The 18,984-nt window shown below is 71.5% G+C and carries 16 protein-coding genes; 6 read left to right on the forward strand and 10 right to left on the reverse strand.

The features are described 5' to 3' along the window. Positions 1-902: ferredoxin reductase domain-containing protein (locus QQA02_RS05020; protein WP_502870976.1), on the forward strand; the 902-nt coding region annotated here is incomplete at its 5' end. Between the two features lie 22 nt (positions 903-924). On the opposite strand, the gene QQA02_RS05025 is transcribed toward QQA02_RS05020, so the two are convergent. Further along, positions 925-1,719 carry a carbon-nitrogen hydrolase family protein gene (locus QQA02_RS05025; RefSeq protein ID WP_284773709.1) on the reverse strand — a complete coding sequence of 265 codons (795 nt, stop codon included), beginning with the start codon at positions 1,717-1,719 and terminating at the stop codon, positions 925-927. Positions 1,720-1,808: 89 nt separating this feature from the next. On the opposite strand from QQA02_RS05025, the gene QQA02_RS05030 reads away from it, so the two are divergent. Together QQA02_RS05030 and QQA02_RS05035 are read left to right on the forward strand one after the other, a co-directional pair. Further along, on the forward strand, positions 1,809-2,069 hold the full coding sequence (locus QQA02_RS05030; RefSeq protein WP_284773708.1) for a hypothetical protein: 261 nt from the start codon (positions 1,809-1,811) through the stop codon (positions 2,067-2,069). Continuing rightward, positions 2,054-3,208, forward strand: a complete 1,155-nt coding sequence (locus QQA02_RS05035; protein WP_284863487.1) for an alpha/beta hydrolase — start codon at positions 2,054-2,056, stop codon at positions 3,206-3,208. Before QQA02_RS05030 ends, QQA02_RS05035 begins: the two co-directional genes overlap by 16 nt. Here QQA02_RS05035 and QQA02_RS05040 read toward each other — a convergent pair. From QQA02_RS05040 to dnaK, 4 genes are all read right to left on the reverse strand, one after another. After that, entirely contained in the window at positions 3,153-3,581 is a 429-nt protein-coding gene (locus tag QQA02_RS05040; protein ID WP_284863488.1) for a heat shock protein transcriptional repressor HspR, read from the reverse strand. The two genes, QQA02_RS05035 and QQA02_RS05040, sit on opposite strands and share 56 nt — an antisense overlap. Then, positions 3,578-4,756, reverse strand: coding sequence for a molecular chaperone DnaJ (dnaJ, locus tag QQA02_RS05045; RefSeq protein ID WP_284863490.1), 1,179 nt, complete (start codon positions 4,754-4,756; stop codon positions 3,578-3,580). Before dnaJ ends, QQA02_RS05040 begins: the two co-directional genes overlap by 4 nt. 134 nt (positions 4,757-4,890) lie before the next feature. After that, positions 4,891-5,508, reverse strand: a complete 618-nt coding sequence (gene grpE, locus QQA02_RS05050) for a nucleotide exchange factor GrpE (protein WP_284863530.1) — start codon at positions 5,506-5,508, stop codon at positions 4,891-4,893. Positions 5,509-5,516: 8 nt separating this feature from the next. Further along, the gene (gene dnaK / locus QQA02_RS05055; protein WP_284863491.1) at positions 5,517-7,373 is read right to left on the reverse strand and encodes a molecular chaperone DnaK; all 1,857 of its coding nucleotides are present in this window, start codon (positions 7,371-7,373) and stop codon (positions 5,517-5,519) included. 344 nt (positions 7,374-7,717) lie between these two features. On the opposite strand from dnaK, the gene QQA02_RS05060 reads away from it, so the two are divergent. Beyond that, positions 7,718-11,146, forward strand: coding sequence for a proline dehydrogenase family protein (locus QQA02_RS05060; RefSeq protein WP_284863492.1), 3,429 nt, complete (start codon positions 7,718-7,720; stop codon positions 11,144-11,146). A 219-nt stretch (positions 11,147-11,365) separates the two neighbouring features. Further along, a complete protein-coding gene (locus QQA02_RS05065; RefSeq protein WP_284863532.1) occupies positions 11,366-12,661 on the forward strand; it encodes an AI-2E family transporter in 1,296 nt (431 codons plus the stop codon). 682 nt (positions 12,662-13,343) lie between these two features. On the opposite strand, the gene QQA02_RS05070 is transcribed toward QQA02_RS05065, so the two are convergent. After that, positions 13,344-13,700, reverse strand: a complete 357-nt coding sequence (locus tag QQA02_RS05070; RefSeq protein WP_284863493.1) for a nucleoside phosphorylase-I family protein — start codon at positions 13,698-13,700, stop codon at positions 13,344-13,346. A 143-nt stretch (positions 13,701-13,843) separates the two neighbouring features. Here QQA02_RS05070 and QQA02_RS05075 point away from each other — a divergent pair, with 143 nt between their 5' ends. Next, entirely contained in the window at positions 13,844-14,377 is a 534-nt protein-coding gene (locus tag QQA02_RS05075; protein ID WP_284773701.1) for a type 1 glutamine amidotransferase domain-containing protein, read from the forward strand. Positions 14,378-14,437: 60 nt separating this feature from the next. Here the strand turns inward: QQA02_RS05075 and QQA02_RS05080 are convergent, their stop codons facing one another. The 4 genes from QQA02_RS05080 to QQA02_RS05095 form a co-directional block, all read right to left on the reverse strand. Beyond that, the gene (locus tag QQA02_RS05080) at positions 14,438-15,772 is read right to left on the reverse strand and encodes a GntP family transporter (protein WP_284773700.1); all 1,335 of its coding nucleotides are present in this window, start codon (positions 15,770-15,772) and stop codon (positions 14,438-14,440) included. Further along, positions 15,769-16,692, reverse strand: coding sequence for an NAD(P)-dependent oxidoreductase (locus QQA02_RS05085; protein ID WP_284773699.1), 924 nt, complete (start codon positions 16,690-16,692; stop codon positions 15,769-15,771). Before QQA02_RS05085 ends, QQA02_RS05080 begins: the two co-directional genes overlap by 4 nt. A 37-nt stretch (positions 16,693-16,729) precedes the next feature. Next, positions 16,730-18,160, reverse strand: coding sequence for a four-carbon acid sugar kinase family protein (locus tag QQA02_RS05090; protein WP_284773698.1), 1,431 nt, complete (start codon positions 18,158-18,160; stop codon positions 16,730-16,732). A gap of 104 nt (positions 18,161-18,264) precedes the next feature. Continuing rightward, the gene (locus tag QQA02_RS05095) at positions 18,265-18,957 is read right to left on the reverse strand and encodes a FadR/GntR family transcriptional regulator (RefSeq protein ID WP_284863494.1); all 693 of its coding nucleotides are present in this window, start codon (positions 18,955-18,957) and stop codon (positions 18,265-18,267) included. Positions 18,958-18,984 lie beyond the last annotated feature (27 nt).

Consider the following 18,984-nt stretch of genomic DNA (forward strand, 5'->3'; position numbering starts at 1 on the left):
ACGCCGCCCAGGCCACCGCCCTGCGCGCGGGCCTGCGCGCCGCACTCAAGGCCGCCGGCGCCCACTACACGCTGGCCGCCGCCCGCGCCGAGGACCTCGCCGAGGTCTGCTGCGCCCACATGGCCGACGCCGACCTCGCCGACGCCCGCGCCGGCGTGCCCGCCGCCTCGGCCGGGCAGGTCATCTCGGTCGAGCGGCCCGCCCGCCGCATCGCCGTGATCTCCGTGGACACCGGCCTGCCCGTGGCCTACACGCCCGGCCAGCGCCTGCCCACCACGGCCACCTACACCCCCGGGGTGTGGGTGCCGCTCGCCCCGGCGCTGCCCGCGGACGCGATGGGCCAGCTGCGCTTCCACCTCGACCTCTCCGCCGACTGCCCGGTCCACGACCTGGGCCGGGCCCGAGTGGGCGACCAGTGGGTCTTCGGACGCCCCGAGGGCGGGCTGCGCCTCAACCCCGCCGACCCGCGCCCGGTGACGATGATCGCCCACGGCACCGGCTGGGCCCCGCTGCGCGCCCTGGTCACTGCGCTGCTCAGCGCGCGGACCCGCCCCGAAGTCCACGTGGTCCTGCACGCCGAGTACCCCGGCGAGCTCTACGACCTGCCCGCGCTCGCCGCGCTCGCCGCGGCGACCTCGTGGCTGACGGTCACCGCCACGGCCGCACACCACACCGACGCGTGGTGGGTGCACTCGGCGGTCGCGCTGCCTGCCAACGGTTCCGGGGTCGGGGCCGTCACCACCGTCGCCGAGCCCGTCGAGGCCGCGGGCGACCTCACCGGCCACCGCGTCATCGTCGCGGGGCTGCCGGAGGCCGCCGCGGCCAGCGCGGCCGCCGCCCGCGCCGCCGGCGCCGCCGACGTGCAGGTCGAGGACTTCTCGCCCGCCTTCAGCTGGGACTAGTCCTTCGGCTGGGCGCCCGCGCTCAGCGCGGCAGCACCGGCAGCACGCGGCGCTGCTCCGCCACCGCCTCGGTGTCGATGTCGGCGTAGATGATCCCGGGCCGGTCGCCGGCCTCCTCGATGATCCCCGCGTCCGGGCCCACGACCACCGAGTGGCCCACGCCCGTCGGCCCGTCAGTCTCCCCCTCGGGCAGCGCCTGGTCCGCGCCGACGATGTAGCAGCCCGTGTCCATCGCGCGCGCCCGGGTCACCAGCAGCCACTGCTCGAGCTTGCCCGGCCCGTCCGCCCAGCTCGTGGGCACCACCACGGCGTGCGCGCCGCGGCAGGCCAGCTCGCGGAAGAGCTCCGGGAAGCGCAGGTCGAAGCAGATCGCCACGCCCAGGCGCACCCCGTCGACGTCGAAGGTGACCACGCGCCCGCCGGGCTTGACGGTGGCGGACTCCTCGTAGTCGAAGGCGTCGTAGGTGTGGACCTTGTCGTAGTGCTCGTCGACGCCGTCCCCGACGATCAGCGCGGTGTTGAACACACGGTTGACCGTCCTGCCGTCGTGGAAGGCCTGGTCGGCCGGGCGGAACATGCCCACGACCACCACGGTGCCCGTCTCCTCGGCCACCGCGCGCACCCCCTCCGCGAAGGGCCCGTCGAGCTCTTCGGCCCGCTCGTCGAGGCGCCCGGTGCCGAAGGCCTGAGAGCTCGCCTCGGGCAGCACGACCACGCGCGCGCCCCCGGCCGCCGCCTCCCGGACCGCCTCGGTGACCGTGACCAGGTTCTTCTCCGGGTCGCCCGTGGACAGGATCTGTGCCGCCGCAATTCGCATGGTCCCAGGGTATGTGGATGGGCCAGAGTTATCCACAGGTTCGCCCCTCGCCCCTCGCCCCGCGCGCGCCGGCACGCTGCAATGGGGCCATGACCGAGAACCTGATCCTCACCGACGCCTTCCGCTCCCGCGTCCGCGCCGCGCTGGCCGCCGTCAACGCCCCCACGATCGCCGTCCCGCTCACCGACCCGCCCCGCACCGCCGCCGCCCTGACCCGCGCCCTCGCAGCCTGGAACGGCACGCTCTCCGAGCGCGCCCGCCGCCGCGCCGAGGTGCTGGCCGACCTCGGTTCGCTTTCCGACGTCGCGTTCGCCGCCGACGCCGAGACCGCCGCATGGCTCCGGCGGTGACGGCGCAGTACCTGCGCGCCGCGGCCGCCGCTCTGCGGGCGGCCGCCGCCGGCGCCCGCGCCACCGGCCGGGACTGGGCCGCCGAGGAGTCCGCCCTCGCCGTCGGCGTGGCCGGCGGCCCGGCGGCCGGGGTCGCGCGCCTGGCCGAGACCTCCCCGGCCGTCAACGAGACGGCCGCGCAGATGACGGCGGTCGCCTCCGTCCTCGACGTCTCCGCCTCGCTGCACGAGCGGCTCATCGGCTGGGAGGGCCCGCTGGCACACCTCGCCGACGCCTTCGGCGAGGTCCTCGACCGGCGCTGCGCCGAGGAGGTCACCGCCCTGTGCACCCCGCCGGCCGGCCCGCCCGGGCGCAGGCTCGGCGACCTCGGCGGCCTCTCCCCCGACGCCGTCCACGAACTGCAGCTGACCGAGAACCCGCGGCTCGCCCCGCTCTTCGACGGCGGCGAGGCCCGGCTGCTCGAGGCCGGCCCCGACGGCGTCGTCGCCGTGGTCGGTGACCTCGACTCGGCCGAGACCACGCTCACCTTCGTCGCCGGGGTCGGCTCCTCGAAACCGGAGTCCTGGCCCGGCTACCTCGTCCGGGCCCGCGAGCTCAACCAGGCCACGGGGGCGGCGACCGTCATGTGGCTCGGCTACCGCGCACCGGCGACACTGACCGGCGCGCTGGCCCGCGAACCCGCGGCCAACGGCGCGGCGGACCTGCGCACCTTCCAGGCCGCGCTGGCCGCCCGCAACCCCGGGCAGCGCCGCGTGGTCCTCGGCCACAGCTACGGCTCCGTCGTCGCCTCCCGGGCCGCCCGCGATCCGCACCCGCCGCTCGAGGCCGACGCCCTGGTGCTCGTCGGCAGCCCCGGTGTGGACGCGAAGAACGCCGGCGAGCTCTCGCTCGCCGGCGCAGGTGGGGTGCACGCGATCACCTCGAAGGCGGACCCCATCGGCCTGACGGTCGACGACCGCGCCGGGGTGCACGGCCGGGACCCGACCTCCCCCGGCTTCGGGGCGCGCGTGTGGCACGCCGGCCGGGGCGTGGACCACAGCGGCTACTGGGAGGACCCGGTCACGCTCGCCGCGCTGGCGGCGATCACGCGTGGTCCGGGCGATTCGACCGGCGTCTACGCGCCCCGGGGCTCCACATGACCACGGCCGTCGACCGCGGCACGGGCACGAGCTCGCCGCCGCGGGCGCGGGCGGTGTGCGCCTCGCGCAGGGCCTCGTTCTCGGCCTCGAGGTCGTCGACGCGGCGCCGCAGCTCCGCGTTCTCGCGGTCGAGGTCCAGGATCGCCTTGATCCCGGCGAGGTTCACGCCGTCGACCTGGCTGAGTTTCTGCACCCGGCGCAGCAGCACGACGTCCTCACGCGAGTAGCGTCGTCCGCCGCCGCGGGTGCGCGCGGGGGTCACCAGGCCGAGGCGGTCGTAGGTGCGCAGCGTCTGGGCGTGCATGCCGGAGAGCTGCGCGGCCACGGAGATCACGAAGACCTCCTCGGTGACCTTCTCGTCCTTGTCGCTCATCGCCGCGCCCCCTCCCAGTCGGCCCGTGGGTCGAAGCCGGACTCACGCTCGGCCTGCGCGTAGGTGCGCAGCGCGGAGGTCGCGGCCGCGTCCAGGTGGGTCGGCACGCTTACCTCAACGGTGACCAGCAGGTCGCCGCCGTTGATGCCACGCCCGCGCACCCTGAGGGTGCGCCCGTCGCGGGTGCCGGCGGGGATCTTCACGCGCACCGGCGAGTCCAGCGTCGGCACGGTGACCGTGTCGCCGAGCGCCAGCTCGGCGAAGGACACGGGCACGGTGACCTCCAGGTCGTCGCCCTTGCGGGTGAACACGGCGTCGTCACGCACGTGGACGGTGACGAACAGGTCGCCGGACGGCCGCCCGTTCGGGCCGGCCTCGCCCTGGCCCGCCAGGCGCACCTTCTGCCCGTCGATGACGCCGGCGGGGATGCGCACGGTGATCGAGCGAGTGCGGTGCACGGTGCCGGTGCCCGAGCAGGTGGTGCACGGATCCTCGATGACCTCGCCGGTGCCCTGGCACTTCGAGCACGGCGCGGAGAACCCGAAGGCGCCGCGCTGCTCGTTGGTGAAGCCGGAGCCCTCGCACTCGGGGCAGGTCGCCTTCTCGCCCGAGCGGGAGCCCGAGCCGTGGCAGGTCGCGCAGGGTGCCTCGCCGGAGATCTGCAGCGGCAGGGTCGTGCCCTTGGCGGCCTCGCGGAACTCGAGGGTTATCTGCGTCTCGACGTCGGCCCCCCGCGACGCCCGCCGCGACCGCGACGAAGCACGCTGGCGACCGCCACCCCGATTGCCAAAGATGTCACCGAAGAGGTCACCCAGACCGCCTTCTGCAGAAAATCCTCCACCTTGTCCGAAGATGTCGTTGACGTTGAATCCGTCCGCGCCCCGCGTCGACGTGCGAAACCCACCGGGCGGGAACCCGGTACCTCCGAATCCGCCGTGGGCGATCATCGCCCGGAACTCGTCGTACTCCTTGCGCTTCTTCTCGTCGCCGACGACGTCGTAGGCTTCCGCGGCGCGCTTGAACCGGGCCTCGGCTGCCTTGTCGCCCGGCTTCTTGTCCGGGTGGTTCTCGCGTGCGATCTTGCGGTAGGCGCGCTTGATCTCGTCGTGGCCCGCGGACGAGGAGACACCCAGGTCCACGTAATAGTCTTTGTCTGCCCATTCACGTTCAGCCACTGGGCATCTCCTCCTTCCGCCATCGTCTTCATCGGTGGGCGGGCTAACTGAATACGGTGCTAAATCTGTCTAAGTAAAAGGTGCTAAATGTCCGGTCCGGGCCGCCGGCTCGCGCCGACGGCCCGGGAGGCGGGTCAGGCCTCCTCAGTGTTCTCCGAGTCGCCGTCGTCCGCCGGGGCGTCGCCCTGCGGGTCGCCGATGATCACCATCGCGGTGCGCACCGTCTTCCCACCGAGGGAGAAGCCCTGCCGGAGGACGTTGCCGAGGACCTTCTCGTCGCCGGTCGAGGCGTCCTGGACGGCCTCGTGGATCTCCGGGTCGAAGGGCTCGCCCTCGACGCCGAAGGCATCCAGGCCCAGCGAGTCGAGCGTGCCGCGGAACTTGTCCGCGAAGGACTTCAGCGGTCCGTCCTCGAGGTCGCCGTGGCGGCGGGCCAGCTCGAGATCGTCGAGGATCGGCAGCAGCTGGCCGACCACGCCGGCGCGGGCGTGCTCGACGGCCGCCTGGCGTTCCCGCTCGGTGCGCCGCCGGTAGTTGGTGTACTCGGCGGTGACCCGCTGCAGGTCCTCCGTGCGCTCGGCGAGCTCAGCCGCGAGGCCGTCCTCGGCCACAGGCTCAGCGGCCTCAGCAGCCTCGGCCTCGGCCGCGGCGTCGTCCACCACGGCCTCCGCCTCCTCGACGGCGGCCTCAGCGGACTCGGGGCTGGTGGCCTCCGGGTCGGTCGCCTCGGGGGCGCCGGGGTCGTCGCTCATCGGGTTGGTCACTTATCGCCACCGTCCTTGTTCTCGTCTTCGTCCACGACCTCGGCGTCGACGACGTCGTCGTCAGCGGCGGCGCCGGCACCGGCGGCACCGGCCTCGGTCGTGCCCTGGTTCTGGCTGGCCTCATAGATGGCCTTGCCCATCTCCTGGGACTCGGTGGACAGCTTCTCGACGGCCGACTTGATGGCCTCGAGGTCGTCGCCCTTGAGCGCCTCCTCGACACCCTTGGCGGCGTCCTCGACCTTGCCCTTGACGTCGTCGGAGAGCTTGTCCTCGTTCTCCTTCACGAAGTTGCGGGTCTGGTAGACCATCGACTCCGCGGAGTTGCGGGTCTCCTGGTCCTCGCGACGCTTCTTGTCCTCCTCGGCGTGGGCCTCGGCGTCCTTGACCATGCGGTCGATCTCCTCCTGGGACAGGCCGGAGCCGTCCTGGATGGTGATCGTGTTCTCCTTGCCGGTGCCCTTGTCCTTTGCGGTGACGTGGACGATGCCGTTGGCGTCGATGTCGAAGGTCACCTCGATCTGGGGCACGCCGCGGGGAGCCGGCGCGATGCCGCCGAGCTCGAAGGAGCCGAGCAGCTTGTTGGCGCTGGCCATCTCGCGCTCGCCCTGGAAGACCTGGATCTGCACGGAGGGCTGGTTGTCCTCGGCGGTGGTGAAGGTCTCGGAGCGCTTGGTCGGGATGGTGGTGTTGCGCTCGATGAGCTTGGTCATCACGCCGCCCTTGGTCTCGATGCCCAGCGACAGCGGGGTCACGTCGAGCAGCAGCACGTCCTTGACCTCACCGCGCAGGACGCCGGCCTGCAGGGCGGCGCCGACGGCGACGACCTCGTCCGGGTTGACGCCCTTGTTCGGCTCCTTGCCGGAGAGCTCCTTGACCAGGTCGGTCACGGCCGGCATACGGGTCGAGCCGCCGACCAGGACGACCTGGTCGATCTCGGAGACCGAGAGTTCGGCGTCGGAGAGCACCTGGTTGAACGGCTTCTTGGTGCGGTCCAGCAGGTCCTGGGTGATGCGCTGGAACTCGGCGCGCGAGAGGGTCTCGTCCAGGAACAGCGGGTTCTTGTCGGCGTCGACGGTGATGTAGGGCAGGTTGATGGAGGTCTGCTGCGAGCTGGACAGCTCGATCTTCGCCTTCTCGGCGGCCTCACGCAGACGCTGCAGGGCCATCTTGTCCTTGGTCAGGTCGATGCCGTGGGCGCCCTTGAACTTCTCGACGAGCCAGTCGACGATGCGCTGGTCCCAGTCGTCGCCGCCGAGCTCGTTGTCGCCGGCGGTGGCGCGGACCTCGACCACGCCGTCGCCGATCTCGAGCAGCGAGACGTCGAAGGTGCCGCCGCCGAGGTCGAAGACCAGGATGGTCTGGTCGTCGTCGTTCTTCTCCAGGCCGTAGGCCAGGGCGGCCGCGGTCGGCTCGTTGACGATGCGCAGGACGTTCAGGCCCGCGATCTGGCCGGCCTCCTTGGTGGCCTGACGCTGGGCGTCCTCGAAGTAGGCCGGGACGGTGATGACGGCGTCGGTGACGTCCTCACCGAGGTAGCTCTCGGCGTCCCTCTTCAGCTTCATCAGCGTGCGCGCGGAGATCTCCTGCGCGGTGTACTTCTTGTCGTCGATGTCGACGTGCCAGCTCGGGTCGCCGATGTGGCGCTTGACCGAGCGGATGGTGCGGTCGACGTTGGTGACCGCCTGGTTCTTGGCGGACTGGCCCACCAGCACCTCGCCGTTCTTGGCGAAGGCGACGACCGACGGGGTGGTACGCGAACCCTCGGAGTTCGCGATGACCTGCGGCTCACCGCCCTCGAGCACGGAGACGACCGAGTTGGTGGTGCCGAGATCGATGCCTACTGCGCGACCCATGGTGTGTGTTCCTCCTGAATTAAGTGTTCGTTCGTTAGCTTCTGGCGGAGTTGACCCGTCGGGGCTCAACGCGGACCACTGTAACAGAATCCCTTGAGCCAGGCTCACTCAACCTCGCACCAGGTACAACGCCCCGGCACCAAAATTGTTCCACACAGGCTCAACTTTCTTCGTCCGCGCAGTTCAACACCCCTAAATTTCCGACCCCGCGCGCCCATCACCCCAGCGCACCCCATCTGTTGCGTGCGCACCATTGCGCTGTCTAACGTGTGTCAGCCGATTATGACACGGCTCACCAGTATCTCTTCGTGCGCTCCGCCGCACCCCTAAGGAAAGGACGCGAAGTGACCGTCGACTCCACCAACACCCCCACCGCGCCGGCGAACTCCGCCGACGTCGACGCCGCCGTGCCGGACGCCATCGCCCGCGCCCACGAGTGGCTGGCCGCCGACTCGGAAACCGGCTCGGAGGCCCGCGCCGCCGAGCAGCTCTCCGCGATCCTGCGCGACCCCGAGGGCATGCGCTTCACCATGGACTTCGTCGACCGCGTCGCCCGTCCCACCGACGACGCCGCCGCAGCCCAGGCCCTGCACAAGGTCACCGACGGCGTCTCCCCGTCCTTCCTGGGCTCCGTCGACTCCGCACTGCTGACCGTCGGTGCGAAGGCCGGCCGGATCGCCCCGCGCCTGGTCATGCCCGCCGCCCGGGCCCGCATGCGCCAGCTGGTCTCCCACCTCGTCCTCGACGTCGAGGGCCGCACCCTGCGCGACCGCCTCGACCGGGCCGCCGAGGCCGGCGAGCAGCTCAACCTCAACCTCCTCGGCGAGCTCGTCCTCGGCGAGAAGGAGGCGCGCGACCGCACGCGCCGCACCATCGAGCTCATCGAGAACCCGCGCGTCACCTACGTATCCGTCAAGGCCTCCAGCCTGTGCGCCCAGCTGCAGCACTGGGACCACGCCGGCAGCCTCGAGCGCCTCAAGGAGCGCCTGCGCCCCGTCTACCGCGCCGCGAAGGCCCACGGGGTCTTCGTCAACCTCGACATGGAGGAGTACCACGACCTCGAGCTGACCGTCGACCTGTTCACCGGGCTGATCGACGAGCCCGAGTTCCGGGACCTGACCGCCGGCATCGTCCTGCAGGCCTACCTGCCCGACTCGCCGGCCGCCCTCGAGCGGATCGCCGACTTCGCCCGCGCCCGCCACGCCGCCGGCGGCGCCCCGCTCAAGGTCCGCCTGGTCAAGGGTGCCAACCTCGCCATGGAGCGCGTCCACGCCGAGGTCCAGGGCTGGCCCCAGGCGCCCTACCTGACCAAGCCCGAGACCGACTCGAACTACTACCGCCTGCTCGACCTGGCCCTGCAGCCCGACCTCGCCGACGCCCTCCGCGTCGGTGTGGCCTCCCACAACCTGTTCACCTCCGCGCTCGCCTGGGAGCTGGCGGACCGCCGCGGGGTGACCCGCCAGCTCGACGCCGAGATGCTGCAGGGCATGGCGCCCGGCCAGGCCCGCGCCGTGCGCGAGGTCTTCGGCACCGTCATCCTCTACACGCCCGTCGTGCGTACCGAGGACTTCGACGTCGCCGTCTCCTACCTCGTGCGCCGCCTCGAGGAGAACGCCGACCCGGAGAACTTCCTCCACTCGCTGTTCGCCCCGGAGGGCGAGGGCGCGATGGACGGCCAGGAGGAGGTCTTCGCCCGTGCCGTGCGCTCCCGCTGGGAGACCCCGGCCGGCCCGCGCCGCCGCCAGGACCGCACCGCCGAGTCCGGTCGGCAGGCCCCGCGCACCGGCCGCTTCGCCAACGAGCCCGACACCGACCCGGCGCTGCCCGCCAACCGCTCCTGGGCGCTCGAGGCGCTCACCGCCGAGCTGCCCGACGCCCCCGAGCCGGTCACCGACACAGAGATTGTCGACGCCGCGCTCGCCCACGGCCGCACGTTGGGCGCGGCGTGGGGCACACGCGACGTCGGCAAGCGCGCCTACGTGCTGGAGGCCGTCGGTGACGCCGTCGCCGACGCGCGCGGACGGCTGATCGCGGCGATGACGCAGGAGGCCGGCAAGACCGTCGACCAGGCCGACCCCGAGGTCTCCGAGGCCGTCGACTTCTGCTCCTACTACGCGCACTCCGCGCGCCGGCTCGCCGGGCCGCAGGCCGAGTTCCACCCGCGCACGCTCACCCTCGTCGTGCCGCCGTGGAACTTCCCGGTGGCCATCCCGGTCGGCGGCATCACCGCCGCGCTGGCCGCCGGTTCCGCCGTCGTGGTCAAGCCCGCCCCGCAGGTCACCCGGTGCGCCGCGGTGCTCGTGGAGGCGGTCCGCACCGGGCTCGCCGCCGCCGGCGAGGACCCGGACCTGGTGCAGCTGGTCATGGTCCCCGAGGACGAGACCGGCCGGCACCTGATCAGCCACGCGGACATCGACCAGGTGATCCTCACCGGTGCCAGCGACACCGCCGCGCTGTTCCGCTCCTGGCGGCCCGAGGTGGTGCTGCAGGCCGAGACGTCCGGCAAGAACGCGCTGGTCATCACACCGTTCGCCGACCCGGACCTCGCCGTCGACGACCTCGTGCACTCGGCCTTCGGCCACTCCGGGCAGAAGTGCTCCGCGGCCTCCCTGGCCATCGTCGTCGGCTCGGACGGGCCCTCGGAGCGCCTGATCGGCCAGCTCGTCGACGCCACCGAGACCCTCGTCGTGGGGCCGGGCACCGACCCGGCGACCACGATGAACGGGCTGATCGAGGCGCCCGGCGAGAAACTCGAGCGCGGTCTGACCCAGCTCGAGGAGGGCGAGCGCTGGCTCGTCGAGCCGGAACAGCTCGACGAGGAGGGACTGTTCTGGCGCCCCGGCATCCGCGACAACGTGCGTCCCGGTTCCTGGTTCCACACCCACGAGTGCTTCGGCCCGGTCCTCGGCATCATGCGGGCGAAGGACCTCGACGAGGCCATCGACTGGCAGAACGCGACCGGCTTCGGGCTCACCGGCGGCATCCACTCGCTCGACGACGACGAGGTCGCGCACTGGATGGAGCGCGTCGAGGTGGGCAACGCCTACGTCAACCGCGGCATCACCGGCGCGATCGTCGAGCGTCAGCCCTTCGGCGGCTGGAAGAACTCCTCGGTCGGCCCCGGCGCCAAGGCCGGCGGCCCGAACTACGTCGCCCAGCTCGGCGACTGGACCGACCCGGCCGGCGAGCTGCCCGTCCACGAGGTCGACCTGCAGCCGGCGGTCGCCGCGGAGCTGCGCCGCGCCGCCGAGCTGGTCGGTGACGAGCTCACGGAGGCCGACCTGAACTGGCTGTGGCGCGCCGCGGAGCTCGACGAGCTGGCCTGGCGCTCCGAGTTCGGCCGCGCGCACGACCCGGCCGCCCTGGCCGGCGAGGCCAACGTCTTCCGCTACCGTCCGGTGCTTGAGCCGGTGCTCGTCCACGTCGGCTCCGGTGCCGCCCGCCGCGACGTCATCCGCCAGCGCCTCGCCGCCGCGCGGGCGCAGGCCCCGGTCGTCTTGGCCGACGACTCGCAGGTCGAGCGCCTCGCCGGCGCGGTGGCCTCCCAGGACTCCGCCCGCGTGCGCTGCCTGGGCGAGGTACCGGAGCTGCTGCGCACCACCGCCGCCGAGCACGGCGCCGTCGTCCTCGACGGTCCCGTCCTCGCCGACGGCCGCCGCGAGCTGCTGCCCTACCTCCTCGAGCAGGCCGTCTCGGTGACCACGCACCGCTTCGGGCTCCACACGGACACGGGGCGGGTGCGCGCCGACGTCCTGGGCGCGGGGCGTCGTTAATCTCCCGGGCTGTCTCCCCGGCGGGCCGGGCGGACCCGGCGGGCCCGGTCCGCGGTGGCCGTCCGGGTGTCCCTCGGCGGCTTGCTCGGATACGCTCGCCGTATGACGAACTCCGAGAACTCCGGTGAGCAGCCCGCGGGCTCGCGCACCGAGGAGCAGATCGAACGCTCCGAGCAGGTCGATCCGCCGACCCCGCCGAAGAAGGACGCCCAGCGCCGCATGACGGAGGACTTCCCCGCCACGGTCCACGCGCACGTGGAGGGCACCTTCCCCGGCGCGGTCGAGCGTGACGAGGGCGTGACCGACCGCGGTGTCATCATCGGCCGCGACGGCCGCTGGGCCGCCGGGTGGGCGCTGCGCTTCATCATCATGGTCGCCGCCGGCTGGATCCTCTGGCAGGGTCTCGGCATGGTCTGGACCGGCCTGCTGCCGGTGCTGCTCGCACTCATCGTCTGCACCGTGCTGTGGCCGCCGGTCAAGTGGCTGCGCGAGCACAAGGTGCCGGCGGCGCTGGCCGTGGTGATCACGCTGCTCGGCGCGGTCGCGGTCATCTTCGGCGTCGGCGCGATGATCGCGCCGTCGATCCGCAAGCAGATCCCCCAGCTCGTGGAGCAGGCGCAGGACGGCGGCCAGAAGCTGCTGGACTGGGTGCAGGACCCGCCGCTCAACCTGGAGCTCGGCGAATTCGAGAACCTTCTCAACGACGTCATGGGCTTCCTGCAGGAGCGTGCCTCGCAGATCGCGACCGGTGTCTTCGCCGGCCTGTCGGGGGCGACCTCGGCGGCGGTGACGCTGCTGGTCATGGTCGTCATGACGTTCTTCTTCCTCAAGGACGGCCCACGCTTCCTGCCCTGGATGCGCCAGTACACCGGCGGCAACGCGGGCTGGCACCTGACCGAGGTGCTCTCGCGGTCCTGGAACACGCTGGCGGGCTTCATCCGCGCGCAGGCGCTGGTCTCCGCGGTCGACGCCGTCTTCATCGGCCTGGGCCTGGTCGTGCTGCAGGTGCCGCTGGCGCTCGCGCTGGCCGTGATCACGTTCTTCGCGGGCTTCATCCCGATCATCGGTGCGTTCACCGCCGGCGCCCTGGCCGTCGTCATCGCACTGGTGACCAACGGCCTGACCAACGCGCTGCTCGTGCTCTTGCTCATCGTCCTGGTCCAGCAGATCGAGGGCAACGTGCTCTCGCCGATCATCCAGTCGAAGGCGATGAACCTGCACGCCGCGATCGTACTGCTCTCGGTCACGGTCGGTTCCACGCTCTTCGGCATCATGGGTGCCTTCCTCGCGGTGCCGGTCGCGGCCGTGGTTGCCGTCTGGTTCCGCTACCACTCGGAGATGGTGGCGCTGCGTGCCGGCGAGATCACGATCGACGACATCCAGATCGCGACCGCCCGCGGCGAGGCGCTCACCGCCTCGGAGGGCTTCACCAAGGTGCGCGAGCACCTGCGTGACATCACGCCCTTCAAGAAGCCGAGCGGCTCCGCCGTCGCGATCGGCAAGCCGGAGGACTGAGTCCACTCTCCTTCACCTCCTCTCCTTGCTTTCCGACGCCCACGCCCCGCGCGTGGGCGTCATTTTTTGTGGTTTGCGGGGGTTTGGGTTGTCGGGCTCAGAAGGGCACGGGTGCGGCCGGGTCGTAACCGATCTCCTCGTCATAGGCCGCCCGATTCGCCTCACCACGCACCCTCGCCCGCTCCTCAGCCTCCCGGCGATGCTCCGAGACCGTCATCGCCAACCGCGCACCACCCGGAGTGCATCGCGATCGCAAGGCCGGCAGCCGGAGACCCGGGCGAAGCCATGGTTCGGAGACTTGTCATTCTCCGACAGCCCTCGCAGTAAGTCACTGCACCAGCACGCCCAAACCCCTCGACAGGGTCTTGCAGTGGATCACTGCACGATCCCCATTCAACGCACCCAGCCTCTCCCCCAACTGACCCCGACGAGCTTGCAGTGGATCACTGCACCGCCGTACAGAAACCAGCATCGACGAGACAGGATGAGGCTGCAGTACATCACTGCACACCCCCGGGCCGGCCCGACCCCCCAGAAAAGCCCCCGAACAAAACCCGACCTAACCAGCAACAACCAAACCAGGACAACCCCCATCGCGGGCATTGCCCATAATCAAAGCCACCCACGAGCATCGTCAAACAACAGCATCAAGGAACGCCGCCAAAGCAACAACCCCGCACCGTCACACGAAGCCGAGGGCGTGCGCGACGTCAGCAAGCTCGACGGCGGCACGCGGGAGGGCGCCGAGCCAGCGCGCCTCGGACTCGTCGTCGGCGTTGTCACTGACCCGCTTGAGCAGGGTGACGTCGAAGTCGTGCTGGGTGACGGTCTCAACCTCGTAGGCGCCGCCCATGCCGTCGTGGAGCGCGCCTGCGGTGCCGATGTTGACCACCCGCGAGTACCCGCACTGCGCCAGCCGACGCGCCACCGCGGCGGCCGCGCACACGAGACCCACGCCCGTGACCAGCAGGTCCGCCTCGGGCGGGAGGCCGGCAGCCTCGCCACGGTCGGCGGCGACGAAGAGCACGGGTGCGGACATGCGGGACTCCCCTGACAAGAAGACGACACAGATATGACCGAAACAGGCACCGGGACCACCGCTGCGCAGGAAACCTTGAATAGTGCGCGCCGATGGTTACCCTCGGTGCCGTAAACGTTACCGATCAATCAGGAGGAAGAGTCATGGGCCAGTTGGACAACGTCAAGGTCGCCGTCGTCGCCACCAACGACTTCGAGGACTCCGAGCTGACCAGCCCGGTCGAGGCCGTCAAGTCCGAGGGCGCCGAGGTCAAGGTCGTCTCCACCGAGTCGGGCACCATCACCGGCAAGAAGGGCGCCGAGGTCACCGTCGACCTGACCACCGCGGACGCGAAGGCCGAGGACTTCGACGCGCTGATCCTGCCCGGCGGCACCAACAACGCCGACATCATCCGCACCGACGAGAACGCCGTCGCCCTGGTGCGCGGCATCGCCGAGGCCGGCAAGCCGATCGGCGCGATCTGCCACGGCCCCTGGATCCTGGCCGACGCCGACGCTCTGCGCGGCCGCACCGTGACCTCGTTCAAGTCGCTCAAGACCGACCTGACCAACGCGGGCGCGACCTGGGTCGACTCCGAGTGCGAGTGCGACCAGGGCCTGGTCACCTCCCGCACCCCGGACGACCTGCCGGCGTTCAACGCCAAGATCGTCGAGGAGTTCGCCGAGGGCATCCACTAAGAGAGATTGACGACGGCCCCGCCGACCTTGCGGTCGGCGGGGCTTGCGCGTACGGGGGCGTCAGACCAGCACGTAGACGCCGGCGGTGGCAATGAATCCGATCAGGGAGAAAGCCGTGGACAGCAGGGTCCAGCTCTGCAGACCCTGCTTGACGCTCAATCCGAGGTAGCGGGTGACGATCCAGAACCCGGAGTCGTTGATGTGCGAGACGCCCAACGCGCCGAACCCGATGGCGATGGCAATCAGGGCGGTGTGCAGCGGGTCCAGCCCCGCGCCTGCGATCGGGGTGACCAGCAGACCCGCGGTGGTCAGCATCGCGACCGTCGCCGAACCCTGCGCCGCGCGCAACGCCAGGGAGAGCAGGTAGGCCATCAGGATCAGCGGCATCGCGGTGGCCACCAGAAGATCCGAGAGCACCTGGCCGATGCCGGACTCCGTGAGCACGGCCGCGAAGCCGCCGCCGCCTCCCGTGACGAAGATGATCACGGCGACCGCCGGCAGCGAGGAGTCGAGCACGCTCGAGCCCCTGTCCAGGCTCCACCCGCGCTGGTGCCCGATCACCGCCCACGCGACGAGCACCGCCGTCAGCAGCGCCACCGGCGCGGAGCCGACGAAGCTGACCAGCGAATGGGCGGTGGTCCCCTCGTCGGTGGCCAGGACACCGGCGGTGCCGACCAGGATCTGGACGATCGGCAGGAGGATCAGGCCGATGACCGTCCACGCGCTCGGCGGGTTCTCCACCGGGGGCGGGGTCTCGGTGGCCGGCGAGTCGAGCAGGTCGAACCTCCCCACCGGCACAAGCTTCGAGCAGAAGTACCCGCCGACGACCGCGATGACGGACAGCGGCAGGCCGACCGCGAGCACGGTGCCGAGCTCGGCGCCGAGAATCTCCGCGGTGGCGACAGGCCCCGGGTGCGGGGGTAGCACCACGTGCACGGTGAGCATCGTCGCGGCCACCGGCAGACCGATCTTGAGGGGGTGGTATCCGGCCGTGCGCGCGAAGCCGAAGACGATGGGCGCGAGGATGATGAACCCGACGTCGAAGAACACCGGGATGCCGAGGATGAACGCGGCCGCGGTGACGGCGGCGACCACCCGGGCCTTGCCGAAGCGCACCGTGAAGTAGAGCGCCAGTGCGTCGGCGCCGCCGGACACCTCAATGAGCCGACCGAGCATCGCGCCGAGGCCGACGACCACGATCACCGAACCGAGCGTGTCGCCGATTCCTCCGGTGACCACCCCCACGGACTCGGTCAGGGGCACGCCGGAGGCGACCGCGGTGGCGAGGGCGACGACGATCAGCGCCACGAAGGCGGGCATCTTCACCCAGATGACCAGGACGAGCAGCAGCGCGACGGCCGCCAGCCCCAGCCCGAGGAGCGCCCCGCCGGTCATCCGTCGCTCCTCTCGGAGTTCCCCTCCCCGGCGGGATCCTCAGGGGTGACGGTCCGGATGACCGAGGAGTCGTCCGCGGCCCCCAGCCCGAGGGTCAGCCCGTGAAGGTAGGTCTGCTCCGCCGCCGCGGCCAGCGGTACGCCGATCCCGGCGCGGCGGGCGGCGTTGACGACGATGCCCATGTCCTTGACGAAGATGTCCAGGCGGCTCTTGACCTCCGCCGGAGTCTCGTCGTAGGCCTGCAGCATCCGCGGGCCACGGTCGCCGAGCATGAAGGACGAGGCGGCACCCGACATCAGGGCCTCGAGGGCCTCGTTCTGGTTCAGGCCCATCTTCCCGGCCAACGCCATGGCCTCGCCTGCGGCGGCGATGTGAATCCCGCAGAGCAGCTGGTTGACGGTCTTCATGGCCTGGCCCTTACCGGCCTCGTCGCCGACGCGGTAGAGGGTGGAGGCCATCTCGTCGAGGACCGGGTGTCCGGCCTCCCAGGCGGCGTCGTCCGCGCCGACGGTGACCAGGAGGTCGCCCTCGCCGGCGCGGGCGGGCCCACCGGACACCGGGGCGTCGACCAGGTGGATGCCGCGCTCGGCCAGGCCGGGCCGGACCGCGGCGATCGCGTCGATGCCCACGGTCGAGGTCAGGATCACGGTCGCGCCCGCGGCCAGCTCGTCGGCGACGCCCTTCTCCCCGAAGAGCGCGGCCTCGAGCTGATGTTGGTTGCGGACGGCCAGCAGGACGACGTCCGCGCCCCGCGCGGCCTCGGGGGCGTCGGTGTGGACCTCGAGGCCGGCCTCGCGGCCGAGTTCGAGGCGCGCCTCCTGGACGTCGACGCCCCGCACATGGAAGGTGCGTGCGAGGTTGGTGGCCATGGGCAGGCCCATCGCGCCGAGGCCGACGACGGTGACGGTCACATTGGTCATGGGGTTCTCCTTAGATCGCGGTTGGATGACGGGGTGTTCAGTTGCCTGAGAGGGTGGCGGTGACCTCGGCCAGGGAATCGTCGGTGCCGACGTTGCCGGCGAAGACGACGTAGGGCACTCCGGCGGCGGGGCCGTCGACGGGGCGCCACATCGAGATGATCCCCGGCTGCATGGGGCCGACTACCTGCGCACGGGTCATCTCCAGGCCGCGGGACGCGACGTCGGAGGAGGTGATCCCGCCCTTGGCGATGACGAACCGGGGCGAGACGCGGTGGACCGTGGAGTTGACCACCTCCACCACGGCATCGGACACGCGGCGGGCGACCGCCAGCGAATCCTGGGCGTCCTTGCCGGTGACCAGTCGGCGGGAGGTGTGCAGCACGACATTGCCGCACCCCAACCCGGCGACGACGCGGCCGACGAGCCCGGCCAGATACGCCGCCCCGCCCTCGCCGAGGGCTTCGGTCACGTCGAGCTCGACGACGGTCGCGGAGTCGGCCTCGAGGAGACGGGCGAGCTGGCGGGTCGTCGTCGGGACGTGGGAGCCGACGACAATGAGGCCACCGACCGCGCCGTCGGAACGCCGAGCCGCGGCCACGGCAGCGGGGTCGAGCGGGGCGGGGACGTCCTGGCCGATGCGTGCACGCAGGAACGGCGGGCCGACGCGGTAGATGAACCGCCGGCCTGCGCGCTCCGCCGCGATGAGCCCCAGGGACAGGTGGCGCAGGTCGTCCTCCGTGACGATGTCGACGGCGACGGGGCGGCGGCCACGCACGTCGGCGAGCGCCGCGGCGACCGCGTCGGCGCCGGCGCGGACGGTGTCGAGCCGGATCTCGAGCACGTCGTCGGCGGGCACGGCCTTGCCGGTCTTCTCCTTGACCCAACCGGCAAGGTCGCTGCGTGTGTAGCCGAAGGTCTCGTCCCGGGCGAACTCGGTCTCAGCGACAGGGACGTAGCCCTCCGCGTCGCCGGCGAAGTGGACGCCGCCGACGGTGACGCGTCCGGCGTCGCCGAAGGCCGGGACGAGCACGACGCCGTCGACCTGCTCGCCGTGCTCGGCGGCGATGTCGGCGAGGGTGTCCGGTTCCAGCGGGAAGTGCCCGCGCAGCGTCGAGTCGCTGCGGGAGACGAAGGCGACGCGGATGCCACGGTCGGCGGCCGCGGCCAGCGCGGCGCGCGCGACGTCGACGTTGACGGCCCGGGCGTCCTCCGGGGCCAGCGACCGGGAGTTGGTCATCACGTAGACGGCCGGGGCGTCCTGGGCGAAGGCCCAGTCCAGGTCCTCGCGCTCCCAGCGGGTCAGCACGGGCAGGTCCGCGACGGACTGGGTGCCCGTCGGGTCGTCGTCGAGCACGACGAAGACGGGCTCGTCGGGGTTGGCGGCCGCGGCGGCGCGGACGTCGGCGGCCGGGATCGGTGCGTTCGCGGGGTAGCCCTCGATGAGCTCCGCGAGTGTCTTCCGGGGCATGTCACTCCTTTGTCGTTAGACCTCTGAGGTCTGGCGCCGAATTTACTCGACGGAAATGACGCTGACAAGGGCCCCTTTGAGGGAGCCGGCGGGACTATTCAGCCTCAGTCGAGGTGCGCGACGATGTCCGCACGCGTCTGGCACATGTGCGCACGCATGGCGTTCTTCGCCCCCTCCTCGTCGCCGGCGACCATCGCCTCGTAGATGCGCCGATGATGCCGGATGGCACGCTCGCGGATCTCCGGCACCGCGCTGGTCTTTTCCCGGGACTCGGCGAGCGCCTCGTCGAGGGGCCGCATGATGGCGGTCAGGAAGGGGTTGGACGTCGCCCGGAAGATCTGCCAGTGGAAGGCGAGGTCGGCCTCGGTGCATGTCTCCGCTTCACCGGCCGCGCTCGCCTTTTCGTAGCGCTCCAGCTGGCGCTTCATCTCGGCGAGATCCTCCGCGGTCGCGCGTCGGGTGGCGTGCCCGCAAGACCCCACCTCGATCATCCGGCGGATCTCCACCAGGTACTCCCCCACCTCGCGCGGACTCATGCTGCGCGAGACGACCTGCACCAGGGTGGCCATGTCATTCCACTCCCCCCGGTCCGCCAGGTAGGTGCCCCGGCCGTGGACGACGCGGACGACGCCCCGGTCGGCGAGCACGCGGATCACCTCGCGCATGGTCGGACGCGAGACGTCGAGATAGGCGGCCAACTCCGCCTCGGGCGGCAGCGCCTCCCCGTAGGTGAAGTCCCCGGAGGAGATGCCGTCGAGCATGCGGTCTATCCCCTGTTCGACCAGGCCCTTGCGCATACGGTTCCTCCTCTGCGGCACGCGCGG

Origin of the sequence: Corynebacterium sp. MSK006 (assembly GCF_030232385.1) — a bacterium.
GTDB classification, from domain to species: Bacteria; Actinomycetota; Actinomycetes; order Mycobacteriales; family Mycobacteriaceae; genus Corynebacterium; species Corynebacterium frankenforstense_A.